Source organism: Dechloromonas denitrificans (genome assembly GCF_001551835.1).
In the GTDB taxonomy this organism is placed as follows: domain Bacteria; phylum Pseudomonadota; class Gammaproteobacteria; order Burkholderiales; family Rhodocyclaceae; genus Azonexus; species Azonexus denitrificans.
Genome location: NZ_LODL01000021.1, coordinates 521,213 through 539,515 on the forward strand (window position 1 = coordinate 521,213; position 18,303 = coordinate 539,515).

The 18,303-nt window shown below is 63.4% G+C and carries 14 protein-coding genes; 5 read left to right on the forward strand and 9 right to left on the reverse strand.

The genetic code is table 11. From position 1 onward, the window contains the following. Nucleotides 1-77: 77 nt before the first annotated feature. Entirely contained in the window at nt 78-875 is a 798-nt protein-coding gene (locus AT959_RS13575) for a PP2C family protein-serine/threonine phosphatase (RefSeq protein ID WP_066883935.1), read from the forward strand. Between the two features lie 66 nt (nt 876-941). On the opposite strand, the gene AT959_RS13580 is transcribed toward AT959_RS13575, so the two are convergent. From AT959_RS13580 to AT959_RS13620, 9 genes are all read right to left on the reverse strand, one after another. Further along, nucleotides 942-2,399: a DEAD/DEAH box helicase gene (locus AT959_RS13580; RefSeq protein WP_066884440.1), complete on the reverse strand. Its 1,458-nt coding sequence runs from the start codon at nt 2,397-2,399 to the stop codon at nt 942-944. A 178-nt stretch (nt 2,400-2,577) separates the two neighbouring features. Further along, nucleotides 2,578-2,940 (reverse strand): response regulator, encoded by a 363-nt coding sequence (locus tag AT959_RS13585; RefSeq protein WP_066883937.1) that lies wholly within the window; start codon nt 2,938-2,940, stop codon nt 2,578-2,580. After that, nucleotides 2,933-5,470, reverse strand: a complete 2,538-nt coding sequence (locus AT959_RS13590; protein WP_066883939.1) for a sensor histidine kinase — start codon at nt 5,468-5,470, stop codon at nt 2,933-2,935. The genes AT959_RS13585 and AT959_RS13590 overlap by 8 nt, the downstream gene beginning before the upstream one ends. Nucleotides 5,471-5,518: 48 nt before the next feature. Beyond that, entirely contained in the window at nt 5,519-5,920 is a 402-nt protein-coding gene (locus AT959_RS13595) for a hypothetical protein (protein ID WP_066884442.1), read from the reverse strand. A gap of 82 nt (nt 5,921-6,002) precedes the next feature. Then, nucleotides 6,003-6,632, reverse strand: coding sequence for a TetR family transcriptional regulator (locus AT959_RS13600; protein ID WP_066883941.1), 630 nt, complete (start codon nt 6,630-6,632; stop codon nt 6,003-6,005). Between the two features lie 22 nt (nt 6,633-6,654). Further along, nucleotides 6,655-8,094 carry an efflux transporter outer membrane subunit gene (locus tag AT959_RS13605; protein WP_066883943.1) on the reverse strand — a complete coding sequence of 480 codons (1,440 nt, stop codon included), beginning with the start codon at nt 8,092-8,094 and terminating at the stop codon, nt 6,655-6,657. A gap of 1 nt (nt 8,095) precedes the next feature. Further along, on the reverse strand, nt 8,096-11,221 hold the full coding sequence (locus AT959_RS13610) for an efflux RND transporter permease subunit (protein ID WP_066883945.1): 3,126 nt from the start codon (nt 11,219-11,221) through the stop codon (nt 8,096-8,098). A gap of 9 nt (nt 11,222-11,230) precedes the next feature. Continuing rightward, nucleotides 11,231-12,415, reverse strand: coding sequence for an efflux RND transporter periplasmic adaptor subunit (locus AT959_RS13615; RefSeq protein WP_066883947.1), 1,185 nt, complete (start codon nt 12,413-12,415; stop codon nt 11,231-11,233). Between the two features lie 278 nt (nt 12,416-12,693). Continuing rightward, nucleotides 12,694-13,119: a ProQ/FINO family protein gene (locus AT959_RS13620; RefSeq protein ID WP_066883949.1), complete on the reverse strand. Its 426-nt coding sequence runs from the start codon at nt 13,117-13,119 to the stop codon at nt 12,694-12,696. Between the two features lie 131 nt (nt 13,120-13,250). On the opposite strand from AT959_RS13620, the gene AT959_RS13625 reads away from it, so the two are divergent. The 4 genes from AT959_RS13625 (at nt 13,251) to AT959_RS13640 (ending at nt 18,294) form a co-directional block, all read left to right on the forward strand. Beyond that, complete coding sequence (locus AT959_RS13625; RefSeq protein ID WP_066883951.1) at nt 13,251-14,549, forward strand: extracellular solute-binding protein; 1,299 nt, start codon at nt 13,251-13,253, stop codon at nt 14,547-14,549. Beyond that, nucleotides 14,549-15,283, forward strand: coding sequence for a glycerophosphodiester phosphodiesterase (gene ugpQ, locus AT959_RS13630; RefSeq protein WP_066883953.1), 735 nt, complete (start codon nt 14,549-14,551; stop codon nt 15,281-15,283). Before AT959_RS13625 ends, ugpQ begins: the two co-directional genes overlap by 1 nt. Nucleotides 15,284-15,370: 87 nt before the next feature. Continuing rightward, on the forward strand, nt 15,371-17,992 hold the full coding sequence (gene alaS / locus AT959_RS13635; RefSeq protein ID WP_066883955.1) for an alanine--tRNA ligase: 2,622 nt from the start codon (nt 15,371-15,373) through the stop codon (nt 17,990-17,992). Continuing rightward, nucleotides 17,989-18,294 carry a hypothetical protein gene (locus AT959_RS13640; protein ID WP_066883957.1) on the forward strand — a complete coding sequence of 102 codons (306 nt, stop codon included), beginning with the start codon at nt 17,989-17,991 and terminating at the stop codon, nt 18,292-18,294. Before alaS ends, AT959_RS13640 begins: the two co-directional genes overlap by 4 nt. Nucleotides 18,295-18,303 lie beyond the last annotated feature (9 nt).

Genomic DNA, 18,303 nt, shown 5'->3' on the forward strand with positions numbered 1-18,303 from the left:
TTGCGGGCTGTTTCTGTGACAGTGTTAAGCGTCGACGACGGCTTTCATGATAATCTTTCTCCCCAAAAGGAGAGGGAATGCCGATAGCAATTGATGCCTGCGCCGCACAACATCAGGGGGATCGCAAGGAACAGCAGGACCGCGTGGCGATCCTGCCGCACACCAGGAAAAAAGGCATCGCGCTGGCCGTCGTCGCCGACGGCATGGGCGGCCATACCGGGGGCGCGCTGGCGGCCGAGCAGGTAATCCATACCGCACGCAACAATCTCGATCATTTCGCGCCGGCCGACGAGAGCCCGCAGGTCATGCTGGAAAACAGCATGCGCGAGGCGCATACGATGATCAAGGCCTCCCGCTTCATCAATGAAAAAGACCCGCACAGTACGGCGGTGATGCTGCTGCTGCAGCCTGGCAAGGTGACCTGGGCGCATTGCGGTGACAGCCGACTGTATCGCTTCAAGGGCAACAAGCTGGTCAGCCGGACGGTCGACCATTCCTATGTCGAACATTTGCTGGCCACCGGCCGTATTACGGCAGAACAGGCGCTGACCCACCCGAACCGCAACGTGCTGCTGACGTCGCTCGGCGGCCAGGACGAGCCGAAATTCGATTTCGCCGAGGCCGAAAGCTTTGCCGGCGGCGATGCCTTCGTGCTGTGTTCGGATGGCCTCTGGGCCTATTTCGACGATGAGGAAATGGCTGGTGTCATCGCCGAAAATTCGGCGCGCAATGCCTGCGAAATCCTCATCGAGCGCGCCCGCAACCGCGGCCGCGGGGCTGGCGACAACATCTCGCTGGCGATCATCAAGCTGGTTGAGGTTGAGGCGCCCAAAGTCGTGCCGCCGGTCGGTTTCGTGCCGCGCCCGAAGAACTGAATCACCTTTCTCCTGACGTAAAAACGGCGCCCTGCAGGCGCCGTTTTTGTTTCAGCCGGGACAGGCCTACTTGCGGCCGAGGCCACCGAGCAGGGCGGCAACGACCCGTTTCGGCTTGTGCGGATCGGCCTTGGCCGGGGCGTTCGGCGAATCCGGCACGTCGCCGCGCGGCTTGCTGTCTTCGTAGGGCTTGCTGAAGTCGAAGCCGTCGGCCGCGATCATCGGATTGCGCCGCGGACGACGCTCGTAACGGTCGGCGCTGCGTTCCGGGCGTTCGGAACGCTCGTGGCGCTCCGGGCGCTCGGCGCGCTGGGCGACCGGTGCCTTGACCGGGGCCGGGGCGCGTTTTTTCTTGTTGCCCGGGGGGTATTCATATTCCGGCTCCGGCTCGAAGCCGGCCACCTCGACCTGTTCGATCGGGCGCTTGATCAGTTTCTCGATATCGACCAGATAGCCGACTTCGTGCGCGCTGACCAGCGAGATGGCATTGCCCATCTTGCCGGCGCGGCCGGTCCGGCCGATACGGTGTACGTAGTCTTCCGGCGTGTGCGGCAGTTCGTAGTTGATGACATAGGGCAGGTCGTCGACGTCGAGGCCGCGCGCCGCGACGTCGGTCGCGATCAGGGCATCCGTCTCGCCGCCCTTGAAGGCTTCGAGCGCCTTGATGCGGTCGAGCTGGCTCTTGTCGCCGTGGATGGCGTCGGCCTTGATGCCGGCCCGTTGCAGCTCGCGGGTCAGCCGCGAACAACCCTGCTTGGTGCGCATGAAGACGATGCACTGGCGAATTTCGCCGGACTTCAGCAGCTTGGTCAGCAGGCCGCGCTTGCCGTATTCGGAAACCGGGTGCACGCGGTGGGTGATGGTGTCGGAGACCTGGTTGCGGCGGGCGACTTCAATCAGCACCGGCGACTTCAGCATGGTGTCGGCCAGCTTCTTGATTTCTTCCGAGAAAGTGGCGGAGAAAAGCAGGCTCTGCCGTTGCTGCGGCAGCATGTTCAGGATGCGCGTGACGTCGGGGATGAAGCCCATGTCGAGCATGCGGTCGGCTTCGTCGAGGACCAGGGCCTGCACCGAGTTGAAGCTGACGCTCTTGTTCTCGACGTGGTCGAGCAGGCGGCCCGGGGTGGCGACGAGAATCTCGACGCCCTTCTTCAGCTCGGCGATCTGCGGCTTGATATCGACGCCGCCGTAGGCGCACATGGCGCGGATCGGGGTGTGCTTGCTGTAGGACTTGACCGATTCGAAGACCTGCATCGCCAGTTCGCGGGTCGGGGCCAGGATCAGGGCGCGGACCGGGTGCTTGGCCGGCGACGGGCTGCTGCTGGCGAAGGGCAGGATGCGCTGCAGGATGGGCAGCGTGAAGGCGGCCGTTTTGCCGGTGCCGGTCTGGGCGCCGCCCATGATGTCCTTGCCGCTGATGACGAGCGGGATGGCCTGGGCCTGGATCGGGGTCGGCTTGGTATAGCCTTCGTCGAGTACGGCACGCAACAGTTCTGATGCCAGGCCGAGGTCGGCAAAGGTGATTTCAGGAGCGGTTTCCGTCGGTAACACCGCCGCCGGGGTGCTGGCAGCGTCGCCAGCTAACGTATTGATTTCAGACATGGGTCAGTATTATACGCTTACCGCGACTTGATCACCCGGATATGACCGGCCAGCGCTTTTTTGTTGCAATAAGCCGGCCGGCAACGGATTCCGGCCTCGCTCAGGCGCCGTTCGCCAGTTCTGCCAGGTGCTGGCGGTTGATCGGCTTGACCAGAATGTCGTCGAAGCCGACCGCCAGGAAACGTTCGCGCTCTTCCTGGAAGGCGTGGGCGGTGTAGGCGATGATGCGCATCTGCGCGCCACCCGGCAACTGGCGCAGCCGAGTGCAGGTCTCTTCGCCGGACAGTCCGGGCATGCTGATGTCGAGCAGCACCAGTCTAGGGGCGAGGGCTTCGGCCAGCTTGAGCGCCAGTTCGCCGGAGTCGGCTTCCTGTACTGTCCAGCCAAGTTTTTTGAGCAAGGCGATGGCCAGCAGGCGGTTGGTCGGGTGGTCATCGACGACCAGCGCGTGACGTTCAGTCATGCTTGTTCTCAAGGGGAAGGTAGATGGTGAAGGTCGAGCCGATGCCGAGTGCGGAGTCGAGCCTGACCTGACCGCCCATGTGTTCGGCCAGTTGGCGGACGATGGCCAGGCCGAGCCCGGTACCGCCGTGTTCGCGGGTCAGGAAGTGCTCGAGCTGCTTGAATTTTTCGAAGACGGCCTGCTGATGTTCCGGGGCAATGCCGGGGCCGGTGTCGCGGACGGCGAAGGCGATGTGCTGCTCAAGCCGTTCGACGCTCAGCGTGACGCTGCCCCGCACCGTGAATTTGATCGCGTTGCTCAGCAGGTTGTCGAGGAGCTGGCGCAGCCGGGTGGCGTCGACATGGAACGTGGCGGGCAGGTCGGCAGCCAGCTCTTCGTTCAACGCGATGCCTTTTGCTTGCGCGGCACTGCGCTGGCTGGCAGCGGTTTCCCGGATGAATTCGGCAAGCGGCAGGTCGACCGGAGTCAGCGTCATTTCACCGGCTTCGATCTTGGCCAGGTCGAGGATTTCGGAAACCAGCTTGAGCAGGTGTTCGCCACTGCCCTGAATGATGCTGGCGTATTCCTTGTGCACCGGGTCGCTCAGTTCAGTGTTGAGCAGTTCGGCAAAGCCGAGGATGCCGTTGAGCGGGGTGCGCAGTTCATGCGAGACGGTGGCCAGGAAGGCGGATTTCAGGCGGCTGGCTTCTTCGGCCTTTTCCTTGGCTTCTTCGAGGCGGGTGAAGGACTCCTCGACCGAGTCGGCCATCTGGTTGAAGGAGCGGGCCAGTTCGCCCATCTCGTCGGCTGACTGAGCTTCGAGGCGGTGCTGCAGGTCGCCCTGCTGGAAGGCGCGGATGCCGCTGATCATGCGGGTGATGCGCCGGGTCAGCAGGTTGGCCATCCAGACCGCGATGCCGATGACGAGCAGGACCATCAGCGCCGTCGATCCCCAGAGGCCGATCGCGGTCGAGGTCAGGCTGCGCTGGATATCGTCGAGCATGGCGCCGCGCTGGCTCTTGAAGCTGTTGTCCTTTTCGGCGAGCAGGGTGTTGATCTTGCCGGCAGTTTCGGTCGCCGCCTTGTGGAATTCGTCGACATTGGCGCCGATCGTGACAAAGCCGAAGCCCTGCGGCGTCTTGCCGTACTGCCCGGTGTAATAGGGAATGGCGGCGGCGGTGGTTAGCTTCCACAAGCCGGAGAAGAAGATGACGAAGGAGCCGGAGCCGCCGTGTTCGGTGACGGCATTCCAGCCGTCGCATTGCGGCGAGAAGTTCAGGTAGCGGCAGTCGAGCCCGACCGTGCCGGCCTTGGCCAGCGCCTTGGCCGGCTTCTTTTTCAGGTTTTGCTCCTTGAAACTCGTTGTGGCGGCGAGGAATTCGTGGCTCGGCTTGCCGCTCTGCTGCCATTCGGCGTAGAGCTCCTCGTCCAGCCACGGGGTGGCCGGCAGGCCGCTGTGCGGGTCGTAACCGACGATGAAGTAATCGCGCGGGTGGGATATCGAGCGGCTCTTGTAGTCCCAGAGGAAGGCGTAGTTGCCCTTGATGGCATCGGCAATCGGCGTGTAGCGCTCTTCGGTCGGCATCAGGCGGTCGGAAAACTGGCGAATGTGGTCGTGATCCAGCGCCAGCGTCACATAGCCGCTGATCCGGCCGCTTTTGATGACCGGCATCGCCCAGCGCACGATGCCGCGAAAGCGCTTGCCGAGCGGGTTTTCGGTGCCGGCGTAGGCGGATTCTGTCGGCTGGAACGGCTTGCCGGCTTTTTCCAGGGAGGCCGGCAGGTAAGGGCCGATGAACTGGGTCGGGACGTAGGCGCCGATGACGTCGGAGACATAGATTTCGCCGGGTTTCAGTTTTTTCAGTTCGGCGAAATAGGTTTCAGCCTTGACGAAGGTATTGCTGCGGTCGACGACGTTTTTGAGGCCTTTTTCAGTCAGGTTGCCGCTGGTGACCTTGATTTTTTCCTGGCCGGCGAGGTCGATGTAGGTCATCTCGACAAAGAGTGGCCGTTGCTCTGCTTCGCCGAAATATTCCGGCGGCCGGCTGTGGAAGTCGCGGGCATTGTCCGGCAGCACCGGGCGGGTGACCTTGGCGGTCCGTTCGATGGTCTTTTCCGGTAGCCAGGATTTGCCGTCATCGGCCAGCTTCCAGGCGCCATGCTGATGGATCGGTCGGCTGCGTTCGCTGAGAAAGCGGCGGAAGGAGGCTTCGGAAGGCTCGATGCCGGCGGCCAGCCGGATATCGCGATCACGGTCGTAGAGGAAGCTGGCGATTTCCTTGGCGGCATCGGTGGTCAGCGCCTCGATTGCCTCGCGCGAGCGGAGGTCGAGGGCGCGGATGGAGTCGTCGGTAACGGTCTTGCCGACCGCCTTGATGCTGTCGAGCATCGCATCGGCCATGCCGCCGGCCTTGACCGAGACGTCTTCGCCGAGCTGTTGCGCGGCGTGCCAGGCAAACCAGGCGAGCAAGACGAGGGGAACCACCTTGATCAGGATAAAGATCGCAATCAGCTTGCCGCGTATGCCTCTGAGAAAGCTGGGCAATTTCATGTCTCTTCCTCTGGGGTGGCGGCGTGGTGGCCGAAAACCGTTGCCGGCTTAGTGTTTGGCGGCGCTTTTCTCGGCGTCCTTGGGGCTGCTCTTTTCACCTTCGGCTTCGGCGCTGGCGGCAGCCGCCTCGGCTTTCTTGCGTTTCTTGGCGGCGGCTGGCGATTCCGGCGGCGGCAGTTGCGGGGCGACCGTTTCCAGCTGGTTGTCTCGCATGTAGGCGTCCATTTCCCGCCAGCCCTCGTAGATGGCGGCCTTGGGCAGCCAGCTGTAGATCGAGTAGCAGTCTTCGATGGCCCGGCCGGACTGGCGGCAGGCGCTGCCGACCGCCTTGCCTTCAGCCTGCAGGTTGGCTTCCTTCTTGGCCGGGTCTTCCAGGCCCAGTTTCTGGTTGACCTGGTCGCAGCCGCCGAGGGCGAGCAGGACAATGAGAATGAGGGAAGGGCGCGTCATCATGGCTTGCGATTTTCGCACAGGTTCGCGGCAAAATTACAGCCAACGCCGGGGTTTCCCCCGTCGTTGGCCGCTGCCTCGCTTATTTGGCGGGAGTCTGGGCGCTAAGGCCCTGAAGCCAGCTATCGAGAATCGGCATGGCATAGGTTTCGAGCGGGAACATCTGCGGATTCCGGGTCCAGTTGAACAGCATGCCGTCGAGCAGGCTGATCAGTCCGATGGTGGCCTGGTGCGGCGTCAGGCCGAGGCGGATCTGGCCGCGCTCCTGAGCCAGCGTGAAGGCGCGTTGCAGGATGTCGATATGGTTCTCGCCTTCTTCGAGATGGCTGTCGCGGATGTTGGCCATCTCGCCGACGTACTCGCACTTGTGCCAGAGAATCTCGAACACCTTGCGGAAGTTCGCATCGCTCAGCATCTTGCCGAGAAACTCGCGCGACGCATCCTCGATGAACTGCAGCGGGTCAGCCGCAATGCGGGCTTCGCGGTCCTCGGCATTGATCAGCAAGGGGCAGATCAGGCGCTCGATCATCGCATCGAACATCGCCACCTTGTTCTCGAAGTGCCAGTAGATGGCGCCGCGGGTGACGCCGGCTTCCTTGGCGATGTCGTTGAGCGAGGTATGGGCGACGCCCTTGTGGTTGAACACCTCGACCGCCGTGTCAAGAATGCGGTTGCGGGTGACCTGGGCGTCTTCCTTGGTTCTGCGGACCATTTTCTCTCTCCCTTCCTGCCGCTCAGCTAGCGGTCGACTGCCAGCCGCCGCCGAGCGCCTTGAACAGGTCGACGGCCGCGCCGAGACGGTTCTTCCGGCTGTTCAGGTATTCCAGTTGCGCCAGGTTGGCCGTCCGCTGCGAGTCGAGCACTTCCATGAAGCCGGCGTAGCCTGCCTCGTAACGGGCTTGCGACAGTTCGAGGGCGCGCCGTGCAGCGTTGAGCTGGGCGGTGTTGGCGCTTTCAATGTCGGCATACTCCTTCAGGTTGACCAGGGCATCGTTGACCTCCTTGAAGGCGCTCTGCATGGTCTTGCGGTAGTTGGCCAGGCTTTCCTTCTGGGCGGCCGTCGCCTGGTCGACGCGGGCGCTGGTGCGGCCGGCATCGAAAATCGGCATGCTGAGGCCGAGCGCCGCCGACCAGATGGTGGCATTGTTGGTGAACAGGTTGGAGAGGGCCATGCTTTCGCCGCCATAGAGACCGGTCAGGCTGATCGTCGGAAAGTAGGCGGCCTTGGCGACGCCGATCCGGGCATTGGCGGCGATCAGCTTTTCCTCGGCCTGGCGGACGTCGGGCCGGGCTTCGAGCAGCGTCGAGGGCAAGCCGGCCGGCGGGGTCGGCGGCAGCGGCAGTTGTTCGAGCTGGCCGCTGGCGATCTTCAGGCCGGGTTGGCCGGTGAGCAGGCCGAGCTGGCTTTCCGAAATAGCGCGCAGGCGCTTGATCTGGCTCAATTGCGACTGGGCTGCGGTGTAGGAGCTGAGGGCCTGGGCCACTTCGAGCGCCGAAGCGCTGCCGGCGTCGAGGCGGGCCTCGACGATCTTCAGCGATTTCTCGCGCGAGACCAGCGTCTCCTGGGTCACCACCAGTTGCGCATCGTTGCTGCGCAGCGCCAGGTATTCGTTGGCGACCTGGCCGAGCAGCGTCAGGCGGATGCTGTCACGGCCGAAACGACTGGCCAGCGCTTCGGCGCGGGCCGCTTCGTTGCTACGCCGGACACGGCCCCAGAGGTCGACTTCGTAGCTGAGCGACAGCGCGGCCCGGCGGTTGTTGTAGGTGGCCTGGCCGGTTTTCAGGCCGTTGTAGGTCTCGCCGCTGATCTGGCTGCGACCGCTGCTGGCGCCAAGGCTAACGCTTGGGTAGTAATCGGCACCGGCTTCGCGGGCGGCGCCTTCGGCTGCTTCGAGGCGGGCGATGGCGGCCTGCAGATCCTGGTTGGCCTCGAGGGCCTGCTGGATCAGATTGTTCAGCGTGGCGTCGCCGAACAGCGTCCACCATTCCGGATTGACTGGCGCTTCGCTGCGGGCTTCGGCAACGGCGACCGGGGGGGCGTCCTTGAAGTAATCGGGCAGCCAGGCGCTCGGCCGCAGGTAGTCGGGGCCGACGGCGCAGCCGTTGAGCAGCAGTGCTGCGGTCAACGCTGTGGCGAGGCGGATTTTCGAAGCGGATTTATTCAGGGCGAGCATCTCAGTTTTCCTCCTGCTGGGCGGCATGCGTGTCGCCAGCCGGGCGCATTTGCTTGCCGCGCTCCAGCCACTTGAAGAACAGCGGAATGAATATGGTGGCGATGAAGGTGGCGGCGATCATCCCGGCGAAAACGCCGGTCCCCATCGACTGGCGGGCAGCGGCGCCAGCGCCGGTGGCCTTGACCAGCGGGAAGACGCCGAGCACGAAGGCGAGCGAGGTCATGACGATCGGCCGGAAGCGAAGGCGGGCGGCTTCCAGTGCGGCATCGACGACATTCATCCCTTCGGCGTACTTCTGGGCGGCGAACTCGACGATCAGGATGGCGTTTTTCGAGGCCAACCCGATCAGCACGACGAGACCGATCTGGAAGTAGATGTCGTTCGGCATGCCGCGCAGCCAGATCGCAGTCAGGGCGCCCATCAGCGCGAAGGGGACGGCCATGATGACGGCGACCGGCAGCGACCATTTTTCGTACTGGGCGGCGAGGATCAGGAAGACCATGATGATGGCGAAGCCGAAAGCCTGCATCGACGAGCCGGAGCTGCGTTTTTCCTGGAAGGCCTGGCCGGTCCAGGAAATTTCGTAGCCGGTGGGCAGCGTGGCAGCGGCAACTTCCTCGACGATCTTGATGGCGTCGCCGGAGCTGATGCCGGTCTTGCTGTCGCCCATGATCTTGGCGGCGACGAAACCGTTGAAGCGTTCGACCTGTTCCGGGCCGACGACGCGCTTGACGGTGCTGATCGCCGACAGCGGAATCATCGCGTTGCTGGTCGAACTGCGGACGTAGACCTTGCCGAGATCTTCCGGCTTCATCCGGTAATTGGCCTCGGCCTGCAACTGGACACGATAGACGCGACCGGACTTGTTGAAGTCATTGACATAGAGCGCGCCCATCGTGCTTTGCAGCGTGTCATAGACGTGCGACAGCGAAATGCCAAGCGCCAGCGCCTTCGGCTCGTCGACTTCGACGAACAGTTGCGGCACGGTCGGGCGGAAGAAGGTGCTGATCCGGGTGAATTCGGGGCGCTTCTGCAACTCGGCCATGAACTGCTGGGTAACCTCGTTCAGTTTCTTGGTGTCGCCGTCCACGCGGTTCTGCAGATAGACCTCGAAACCGCCGGCGCTGCCCAGGCCCATGATCGGGGGCGGGTTGAAGACCAGTGCCATGCCGTCCGACTGCATCATGCCCATCCCCATGAACTTGCCGGCCAGGTCCTGCGCCTTGCCCTCGCGTTCGCTCCAGTCCTTGAGCGGAATGAAGATGGTGCCGGCATTCGGCTTGCTGCCGCCGCCAATCAGGTCGAAACCGGAAACGATGAAGGTGTGCTTGACGGCTTCATCCTTGGAAATCATCTGGCGCATGTTTTCGCCGGTCTTCTGGGTCCGCTTCAGCGTCGCGCCATCCGGCAGCATCAGCGCCGAGATCAGGTAACCCTGGTCTTCAGCCGGCACAAAACTGCCGGGGATGATGCGGAAGAAGGCTACGGTCGACCCGATGACCAGGGCAAAAATGATACCGCCGATGATGCCGTGCTTCAGCGTCAGGCCAACGGTGTTGGTGTACGAGCGGGTAAAGCGCTCGAACAGGCGGTTGAAGGGCTTGAACAGCTTGTGCTCGGTGTGCTGGGCCTTGAGCAGCAGCGCGCAGAGCGCCGGGGTCAGGGTCAGCGCGACGACGCCGGAGAGGACGACGGCGACGGCGACGGTGACGGCGAACTGCTTGTAGAGCTGGCCGGCGATACCGCCGAGGAAGGCAACCGGGATGAACACCGCACAAAGCACCATGACGATGGCGACCAGGGCACCCTGGACCTCCTGCATGGCCTTGATTGCGGCGTCCCGCGGCGACAGCTTTTCCTCGGCCATCAGGCGCTCGACGTTTTCAAGGACAACGATCGCATCATCGACGACGATACCGATCGCCAGCACCATTGCGAACAGCGTCAGCGTATTGATCGAGAAGCCGAACAACCAGAGGCCGGCGAAGGTGCCGATCAGCGAAATCGGCACGGCAACCATCGGAATCAGCGTGGCGCGCCAGCTCTGCAGGAAGATATAGACGACGGCGAGGACCAGTACCATGGCTTCGATCAGCGTATGGACGACCTCGTTGATCGAGGCGGAGACGAAGCGCGTGGTGTCGAACGGAATGACGTAACCCATGCCTTCCGGGAACTTGACCTTCAGCTCGTCCATCTTGGTCCGCACCTTGGCGGCCACGTCCAGCGCGTTGGCGCCGGTCTGCAGGAAGACACCCATGGCGATGGTCGGCTGGCCGTCCAGCGTCACGCTCTGCTCGTAGCTGTAGGCGCCGAGTTCGATGCGGGCGACGTCCTTCAGGCGCAGCGCGCCGCCGGGGCCGCTGGCGCGGATCACGATGTTGCCGAACTCTTCCTGGGTCAGCAGGCGGCCCTTGGCGGTCACCGTGTAGACCAGCATCTGGTCGGACGGGGCCGGTTCGGCGCCGATCTTGCCGGCTGCGTTCTGGGCGTTCTGGGCCTTGATCGCGGTCGAGATGTCGCTGGTCGTCAGGCCCAGTTGGGCCATGCGGTCCGGCTTCAGCCAGACGCGCATCGAGTAGTCCTGGGCGCCGAAAATGGTGACGTCGCCGACGCCCTTGACCCGCTTCAGCTCGTCAACGATGTTCAGGCTGGCGTAGTTGGAGAGGAACAGCGTGTTGTACTTGCCCTTGTCCGACTCCAGCGCGACGACCTGCAGGATGTCGTTCGAGCGCTTCTGGACGATCACGCCATTGCGCCGCACTTCTTCCGGCAGGCGCGGCTCGGCCGCTTTGACCCGGTTATTGACGTTGACCGAAGCGATATCGACATTGGTCCCGACATCGAAGGTCGCGGTGATCGTCACCGTGCCGTTGGCGGCGGCCGACGAGGTGAAGTAGGAGAGGTTTTCGACCCCGTTCAGCTGCTCCTCGATCGGCGCAGCGACCGTCTTGGCCAGCGTTTCGGCCGAAGCACCCGGGTAGGTGGCGGTGATCAGCACGGTCGGCGGGGCGATCTGTGGGTATTGCGCAATCGGCAGCACCTGCGAGGCGACCAGCCCGGCGAGGACGATGATGATCGAGATGACCGACGCGAAAATCGGCCGGTTGATGAAGAACTTTGACATGCTGGCTCCTTAACCCTGCTTGGCCGGGGCCGCTGCCGCGTCCTTGGCGGGGGCGGCGCCTTCCTTGGCTGGCGCGGCACCAGGAGCACCCGGCTGTTCGCCCGGGGCATGCGGGGCGACCGGCGCACCCGGGCGCAGCTTCATCAGGTTGTCGACGATGACCTTGTCGCCGGCCTTCAGGCCGCCGAGCACGACCCAGTCCTTGCCGAACCAGTCGCCGGTCTTGATCGGCCGCGGCGCCACCTTGTTTTCACCATCGGCCGTCATCACCAGGTTGCCCTGCTCACTCTGGATTACCGCGCTCTGCGGCACCAGGAAGACATCGGCCTTTTCGCCGGCGAGCAGGCGAATACGGACGAACTGGCCGGGCAGCAGGGCACCGTCCTTGTTCGGGAACTCAGCCCGCAACTGCTGCGTGCCGAGTGTCGGGTCAATCGTACTGGCCAGGAAATTCAGTTTGCCGGTCACCGGATAGACGCTGCCGTCCGGCAGCACCATCTCGACCCCGGTCACCGTCTTCGGCGTCAGGCGGCCGCCCGGCAGCTTGGCTGCTTCGCTTTCGGAAATGCTGAAGCGCACCCACATCGGATCATTCTGGTAAACCGAAGTCAGCAGGCTGTCGGAACCGACCGAAATCAGGTTGCCGACCGACTTGGCGGCGCGGCCGCTGACACCGTCAACCGGGGCGCTGACAGTGGTCCAGGAAAGATTCAACTGGGCCTGGCGCAAGGCGGCCTGGGCCAGTTCGTTGGCGCTCGTCGCATCATCGACTTCCTTGCGGCTGACGCCCTGGACTTCGATCAGCTTCTTCATCCGGGCCATTTCGCGCTCGGTCTGGTCGGCCTTGGCCTTGGCTTCGGCAAAGGCGATTTCATAGCTCGAGCGGTCGATCTGGAACAGCGGTTGCCCCGCCTTGACCGGCTGGCCTTCCTGGTAAAGCTGCTTGACCAGGATGCCGCCGACCCGGGCCCGCACTTCAGCCTCCTTGGCACCTTCGGTCTGGGCCATGATTTCGACGGCGTTCGGCACGCTTTGCGTCTGCATCTCGATCACGGTTACCGGCATCGGTCCCATCGGCGGCTTCTGCGGCGCATCGGAGCCGGAACAGGCAGTCAGCGCCAGGGCGCTGGCGATGAGGAGCGAAAGTAGCAAGGGCTGGGCGATACGCTGCGGCAAGGCGGTGTCGAGAGGCATGTCAGGGCTCCGAGAGGGGAATTGTTTTTGATGCCTGCGATTATAGATACATTCACGAATGTATGTAAATACTCAGTTGCGAACAATTTGCATTGCCGGTGCAGGTTGGAGCGGCTTCTGTTGTGGACTGGCCGGGGGCTGGTTTTGCGGCCAGGGAAGGGGGCTGGCGCGGTTGCGGGCGACGCAAAAAAAAGCCCGGTGGCGCTGCCACGGGGCTTTCATTGGTTGGCTGCGGGCGCGGCGACTGCCGCCCGGCTAAGCGGGTGGTGCTCGCCGACTCAGCCGTTGCGGCCGAATTTTTCCAGCAATTGGCCGAGCTTTTCGGTGCGCTGCCGTTCGGCGGCCTCGGCGGCACGTTCGGCCTTGCGCTTTTCGGCTTCCTTCTTCAGACGCTCACGGATGGTTTCGCTGGCATGCTTGCGATGCTCGTCGGTGACTTCGTCGGTCGAGTTGCCGTCGAGGTCGAAACGGACCGTCGCCTTTTCCATGACCTTGAGGTAACGCATCGAATTGGTGTGGATGCCCAGCGCGACGCGCAGGACCTTGCGCTGGATTTCCGGCATCCGGGCCAGCAGTTGCTTGTCGATGCCGATGGCCAGCGGCTGGCTGTCGCGGAAGACCGCAAAGTCGGCCTGCAGTTTTTTCAGCAGGCTGCGCGGGGTCTGGGCGGGCGGAGTTTCTGGCGTGGCGTTGACGGTATTCATCGTACGGAAGCGTATATGTGCATTTGATCGGCCGGAGCGTACCACAGCCCCCGGTTGATTCCCGATGATTCGGCTCAATGATTGTTGGCGGGCGTTATAATTTCGCGTTTACCGAAACACTTGGAGTGCCCATGTACTTGATCCGCCCCCTGGTTGCTGCCGTCGCCCTGGCTCTGGCGTTTTCCGCCAATGCCGCCAAGCCCAAGCCGGCGCCGGCTGCGAAACCTGCTGCTGCCCCGGTTGCTCCGGCCGAACTGGAACTGGTTCACAATCTCGGTCTGCTGGGTGAAGAGCGCCTGCAGGCTTTTGTTGATCACTTCAACAAGGATCACAACGGTTCGATCAAGTTGGTCCGGACGACCAAGGATGGCAAGCCGGCCGGTCTGAACCTGGTTCGCCACTATGACATGGACGACGTGCTGAGCAAGCCGGGCAACTTCATTCCGCTCCATCAGATGATGGGCAAGGCCGGCCAGTCGGTCAATGCCGCTGACCTGTCGGCCGATCTGAAGGCTGGCGTGGTCGATGCCAAGGGCCGTCTGGTGGCGCTGCCGCTGGTCTATTCGACGCCGGTACTGTTCTATAACAAGAACGCATTCCGCCGGGCCAAGCTCGATCCGGAGCAGCCGCCGAAGACCTGGCTCGAAATGCAGGGCGTCCTCGACAAGCTGCAGGATGCCGGCTACTCCTGCCCCTACACCTCGTCCTGGCCGGTCTGGGTGCATATCGACAACGTCAGTGCCGTTTCCGGTGTGCCGGCGATGACCGACAAGGGCCAACTGACTTTCAACGGCCTGCCGCAGGTCAAGCATATCGCGATGATGGCGACCTGGCAGAAGGCCGGCTATTTCAAGAGCTTCGGTCGCCGTGATGAAGCCAGCGCCAGGTTTAACGAAGGCGAGTGCGCGATGATCACCACCGACTCCCGCGAGCACACCGATTTCCGCGAAGCCAAGGGCGTCGAACTCGGCGTCGCGCCGCTGCCTTACCACGACGATGTCTATGGCGGCCGCCAGAGTACGCTGGCCGATGGTGCCTCGCTGTGGGTCGGCGCCGGTCGCTCGGCCGCCGAGTACAAGGAGGCTGCCAAGTTTGTTTCCTACCTGCTGACGCCGGAAATGCAGATCGAAATGGTCCGCAGCTATGGCCAGTTGCCGCTGACGGCGCCGGCCCGCGCCGCCGTCGGCAGCAAGCTGCTGCAGGATGGCGACAAGACCCTGCAGGTGGCCAATGCCTCCCTGAATGGCAACGGCGCTAAGCCGGCGGTCCGCGCCGCCAACATCGACGCCGTGCGCATCATCATCGACGAAGAGCTGGAAGCCGTCTGGGGCAACAAGAAGCCGGCCAAGGCGGCGCTGGATGCGGCGGTGACGCGCGGTAACGCGGTGCTGACTGCCAAGCCGGCGCTGAAGAAGGCGCAGCCCTTCTGATGCAACAAACGCTGCCGCGCTGGTTTGCCCATCGCGGTGGCGGCAGCTTGGCGCCCGAAAATACCCTGGCCGGCATCCGTTTGGCGGCACGGCTGGGTTTTCGGGCCGTCGAATTCGACGTCATGCTGAGTGTGGACGGTACCCCTGTCCTCATTCACGATGAAACACTGGACCGGACGACCAATGGGGGCGGCCATGTCTGCGAGACGCCGGATGATATTCTGTTTCGGCTGGATGCCGGCGGCGGCGAGCACATTCCCCGTTTTGCCGAGGCCGCCGCGCTGTGCCGGAAATATGGCCTGCTGGCCAATGTCGAGATCAAGCCGGCGGCCGGCCAAGAGGTGCAGACGGCGACCGTCGTCGCGCAACTGACCGCTGCGCTCTGGCAGGGGGCTGCTGTGCCGCCCTTGCTCTCCTCGTTCTCACTCGAGGCGCTCGAAATCGCTCGCGATCTGGCGCCGGACATTCGGCGTGGTGTGCTGTTCGACAGCGTGCCAGCGGACTGGCTGGCCGAAATGCATCGCCTGCGGGCGTTTTCCCTGCACTGCGATGCCAAGCTTCTGAGCGACGAAGTTCTGGCTGAGGCCCAAGCCGCCAGCGTTCCCGTGCTTTGTTATACGGTCAACGCGCCGGAACAGGCAAAAATGCTGCTCCAACGTGGGGTCAGCGCGCTTTTTACCGACCGGCTCGATCTCTTTGTGTCGGAAGCTGGTGTCGGCCAAGGCTTGCCGTAGCCAGGCCGGCATGAGCACTCACTGAAGGTCGGCGCTTTCATTTAAAATTACGCTTTTCGAATTCAACGCCTTTGAGGCCGCCAGCTTATGAAAAGCTCAGAAATCCGCCAGCAGTTCCTCGACTTCTTCGCCTCCAAGGGCCACCAGATTGTTTCATCCAGCTCGCTGGTGCCGCATGAAGACCCGACCCTGCTGTTCACCAATGCCGGGATGAACCAGTTCAAGGACGTCTTCCTCGGCTTCGACAAGCGCCCCTACAGCCGGGCGACGACCTCGCAGAAATGCGTGCGGGCCGGCGGCAAGCACAACGACCTCGAAAACGTCGGCTACACGGCGCGTCACCACACCTTCTTCGAAATGCTCGGCAACTTCAGCTTCGGCGACTATTTCAAGCGCGACGCGATCAAGTACGCCTGGGAGCTGCTGACTGAAGTCTACAAACTGCCCAAGGATAAGCTGACCGTCACCGTCTATGCCGAGGACGACGAAGCCTACGATATCTGGACCAAGGAAATCGGCGTGCCGGCCGAGCGCGTCATTCGCATCGGCGATAACAAGGGCGCCCGCTACGCCTCCGACAATTTCTGGATGATGGGCGACACCGGCCCCTGCGGCCCATGCACCGAAATTTTCTACGACCACGGCGAAAAGCACTGGGGCGGTCCCCCGGGATCGCCGGAAGAAGACGGCGACCGTTTCATCGAAATCTGGAACAACGTCTTCATGCAGTTCAACCGCGACGAAGCCGGGGTCATGCATCCGCTGCCCAAGCCTTCGGTCGATACCGGCATGGGCTTGGAGCGCATCTCCGCCGTGCTGCAGGGCGTGCACGCCAACTACGAGATCGATCTGTTCCAGGCACTGCTCAAGGCGGCCGCCCGCGAAACCTCCGATGCCGACATGGACAGCCCGTCGCTCAAGGTGTTGGCCGACCATATCCGCGCCTGCTCCTTCCTGCTTGCCGACGGCGTCATTCCCGGTAACGAGGGGCGCGGCTACGTGCTGCGCCGGATCATCCGCCGCGCCATTCGCCATGGCTACAAGCTCGGCGCCCGCGCCGCCTTCTTCCACAACATGGTGCCAGATCTGGTCGCCGAAATGGGCATGGCCTATCCGGAGCTGACCCAGAACCAGACGCGGATCATGGCGACGCTGAAGCAGGAAGAAGACCGCTTCTTCGAAACCATCGAGCACGGCATGGCCATCGTCGAAAGCGAACTGGCGACGCTGAAGGCGGCTGGCAATCAGGTCTTCAACGGCGATACCGCCTTCAAGCTGCACGACACCTACGGCTTCCCGCTCGACCTGACGCAGGATATCTGCCGCGAGCACGAGATCACTGTCGATGCCGCCGCTTTCGACGCGGCGATGGCGCGCCAGAAGGAACAGGCGCGTGCCGCCGGCAAGTTCAAGATGGCCACCAACCTCGAATACGACGGCCCGGCTACCACTTTCCACGGTTACGAAGCGCTGGAGTTGAAGGCCAATGTCCTCGCGCTGTACAAGGACGGTGCTGCGGTCAACCAGCTGAATGAAGGCGAAATGGGCGTCGTCGTCCTCGACAACACGCCGTTCTATGCCGAATCGGGCGGTCAGGTCGGCGATTGCGGCCTGCTGCAGTCGGTGCATGGCATCTTTGCCGTGGAAGACACGCAAAAGATCCAGGCCACCGTCTTCGGCCACCACGGTGTCGTCAAGACCGGGGTCATCACGGTCGGCAACGGCGTCAGCGCCAAGGTCGATGTATTGGCCCGGGCCCGCACCGCCCGCAACCACTCGGCGACTCACCTGCTGCACAAGGCGCTGCGCGAGGTGCTCGGCGAACACGTTCAGCAGAAGGGTTCGCAGGTTGATCCGGACAAGACCCGTTTCGACTTCGTGCATAACCAGCCGATGACCGACGAGGAAATCCGCCGCGTCGAGAACATCGTCAATGCCGAAATCCTGGCCAATACGGCCAACGAAACCCGCGTCCTGCCAATCGCCGAAGCCCAGAAGCTGGGGGCGATGATGCTGTTCGGCGAAAAATACGGCGACAGCGTACGCGTCCTCGACATCGGCTCGTCGCGCGAACTGTGTGGCGGTACCCACGTTTCCCGCACCGGCGACATCGGGCTGTTCAGCATCACCGCCGAAGGCGGCGTCGCGGCCGGCGTGCGCCGGGTCGAGGCGGTGACCGGCGACAACGCGCTGAGCTACATGCAGGACATGGAAACCGCCCTCGGCGGTGTGGCGGGTACGCTCAAGGTCTTGCCGAAGGACGTCCATGCCCGTGTTGTTTCCGTCCTCGATCAGGTCAAGAAGCTGGAACGCGAACTGGCCGCGCTGAAGGGCAAGCTGGCTTCGGCCCAGGGCGACGACATGCTCGGCCAGGCAGTCGACGTCAAGGGCGCCAAGGTGCTGGCGGCGAAACTGGAAGGGGCTGACCTCAACGCGCTGCGCGAAACCATGGACAAGCTGAAGGACAAGCTGAAGTCGGCCGCCATCGTGCTGGCTTCGGTGGTTGATGGCAAGGTGACGCTGATTGCCGGCGTCACCGCGGACCTGACCGGCAAGGTCAAGGCTGGTGAACTGGTCAATCAGGTGGCCCAGCAGGTCGGCGGCAAGGGCGGTGGTCGTCCGGACATGGCGCAGGCCGGCGGTACGCAGCCGGAAAACCTGCCGGCTGCGCTCGCTTCGGTTGCCGCCTGGGTCGAAGGCAAGCTGTGAGAACAGCATTTGCGCTGATCTACATTTTGGCGGCCGGGCCGGGCCTGGCCGCCGAACTGGACCGGACGCCGCTGGAGGCGGCTACGGTCGACGGTCAAAAAGTGCGGCTTTTCCCGAATGGCCGCTGGGAGTTCGTCGATGTGGCCAAGGCCGCCGAGGCGAACAAGCTGGCCGCCGAGTATCCGGAGAACAAAACCCGCCCGATCGAAGCCCAGGGGGGTCTGTTTGGCGGCGTCGGGCGGACGATCATGCCCGGCGACAAGGATTACAACCGCGGTTCGCTGAACCCGAAAGTACGCTGAACGCAGGCG

Bases quoted from the DNA above. Each gene is read 5' to 3' on its own strand.
- ugpQ (WP_066883953.1), top strand. From the start codon at position 14,549: ATGCAACAAACGCTGCCGCGCTGGTTTGCCCATCGCGGTGGCGGCAGC.
- AT959_RS13595 (WP_066884442.1), bottom strand. From the start codon at position 5,920: ATGACGCGCCCTTCCCTCATTCTCATTGTCCTGCTCGCCCTCGGCGGC.
- AT959_RS13575 (WP_066883935.1), top strand. From the start codon at position 78: ATGCCGATAGCAATTGATGCCTGCGCCGCACAACATCAGGGGGATCGC.
- AT959_RS13600 (WP_066883941.1), bottom strand. From the start codon at position 6,632: ATGGTCCGCAGAACCAAGGAAGACGCCCAGGTCACCCGCAACCGCATT.
- AT959_RS13585 (WP_066883937.1), bottom strand. From the start codon at position 2,940: ATGACTGAACGTCACGCGCTGGTCGTCGATGACCACCCGACCAACCGC.
- AT959_RS13625 (WP_066883951.1), top strand. From the start codon at position 13,251: ATGTACTTGATCCGCCCCCTGGTTGCTGCCGTCGCCCTGGCTCTGGCG.
- AT959_RS13590 (WP_066883939.1), bottom strand. From the start codon at position 5,470: ATGAAATTGCCCAGCTTTCTCAGAGGCATACGCGGCAAGCTGATTGCG.
- AT959_RS13615 (WP_066883947.1), bottom strand. From the start codon at position 12,415: ATGCCTCTCGACACCGCCTTGCCGCAGCGTATCGCCCAGCCCTTGCTA.
- AT959_RS13605 (WP_066883943.1), bottom strand. From the start codon at position 8,094: ATGCTCGCCCTGAATAAATCCGCTTCGAAAATCCGCCTCGCCACAGCG.
- alaS (WP_066883955.1), top strand. From the start codon at position 15,371: ATGAAAAGCTCAGAAATCCGCCAGCAGTTCCTCGACTTCTTCGCCTCC.
- AT959_RS13620 (WP_066883949.1), bottom strand. From the start codon at position 13,119: ATGAATACCGTCAACGCCACGCCAGAAACTCCGCCCGCCCAGACCCCG.
- AT959_RS13610 (WP_066883945.1), bottom strand. From the start codon at position 11,221: ATGTCAAAGTTCTTCATCAACCGGCCGATTTTCGCGTCGGTCATCTCG.